Raw genomic sequence first — 1,284 nt, 5'->3', positions numbered from 1 at the left:
CGAGGCAACCGCTAACACGCCCACAGTGCGTTACAGCCCCCGACCCTGTTATTGCTCACCGCCGGGGTGGCGATATGAGATGGGGCCCGGCTGATGCCGGGCCCCTTCTCTTCTCGTAGCGGGGACAGGATTCGAACCTGCGACCTCTGGGTTATGAGCCCAGCGAGCTCCGAGCTGCTCCACCCCGCGTCGGTGATGTCGCTCTACACAGCGAGCGGGGCGGGGGCGGCGCGCGCTAGCTGTCAGGCGCGGGCGATGTTGTGTGAGCGTGGATGCGAGGGCGACTCCGTAGGGGAGGGAGCGGGTAGGCCGCCCCTGGGCCCTTCGCCAGCCGTGGCCGGCCAAGAGCTTCATGCCTCTATGTGATCTTTGTGATGCGCTGAGCATGTCTTGTTGTTCCAGTCCGGGGCACGCGCACGGAAACCCGTCCCCCTGTATGGAGATCAGTCATGACGTTCTCCCGCGAACAGCGGCCCCGAGCCGACGGAACGCGTGACGCCACAGTGGCCCGTCTTGAGCAGGAGAACGCCCAACTGCGGCACGCTGTCGATTCCCACGCGACAATCGACCAGGCCATCGGTGTCCTCGTCGCGACCCACCGGCTACCGCCGGCCGCCGGGTTCGATGTGCTGCGCGAGATCTCCCAGCGCACCAACACCAAACTGCGCACAGTCGCGGAGGCCCTCATCGCCTGGGCGTTGGGGCGGCCGCTTGCGGAGCCGCTGGGCCAGGAACTGGACCCGGCGGTGCGGCGACGCAAGCCTCACACGGAGGCCATGGACGGGCCCGGGTAGGGCTTCAGGCGTTCATGGCCCGCTCGATGGTGAGGTGGCAGGGAATGATCTCGTCGATAAGCGCTCACCGCCGGCCCCGAAGACAACACCACGGGCCAAGGGGCAGTCAGCCCTGACATCCCCTCGCGGGGGCCCGGTCAAGCGAGACCGCGACATCCGCGCACGCGTGCGCCGACCGGTTTCCCATGGGCCCGCTCAGTTGTCCTCAGCATGTTGGGCCATTTGGTGCCGCCTTCCGGTGCCACTCGAGGAGGCCGATTACCTCGCTGTCGAACACGCGGAAATCTGTGCTGGCCGAAGTAGACATTCGGTGGTGGATCTGGTTATGGTTTCTCTCGTAGCCCAGAGAGACAGCAGGGCCTGGCAGACACGAACTGCCGGGCGGCAGTACCGCAGTTGCAGTGCGCAGGACGGTGCGGTGGTGGAGTTCCGAAGCCAGGGTTGTTGCAGGACGGCGACGGGGCTGACGACCGGACCGGGTGGCCCGCAG

At 66.9% G+C, this 1,284-nt stretch carries 1 protein-coding gene and 1 tRNA gene; one reads left to right on the top strand and one right to left on the bottom strand.

Going from position 1 to position 1,284, the window contains the following annotated elements; genetic code table 11:
• Positions 1–116: 116 nt before the first annotated feature.
• Positions 117–189, bottom strand: a tRNA-Met gene (locus ACFWBD_RS41495).
• 260 nt (positions 190–449) lie between these two features.
• Here ACFWBD_RS41495 and ACFWBD_RS41490 point away from each other — a divergent pair.
• Entirely contained in the window at positions 450–794 is a 345-nt protein-coding gene (locus ACFWBD_RS41490) for an ANTAR domain-containing protein (RefSeq protein WP_385679425.1), read from the top strand.
• Positions 795–1,284: the final 490 nt, after the last annotated feature.

It is taken from the genome of Streptomyces sp. NPDC060002, from assembly GCF_042737245.1.
Lineage (GTDB): Bacteria > Actinomycetota > Actinomycetes > Streptomycetales > Streptomycetaceae > Streptomyces.
This window is presented reverse-complemented; position numbering and strand designations above follow the sequence as displayed.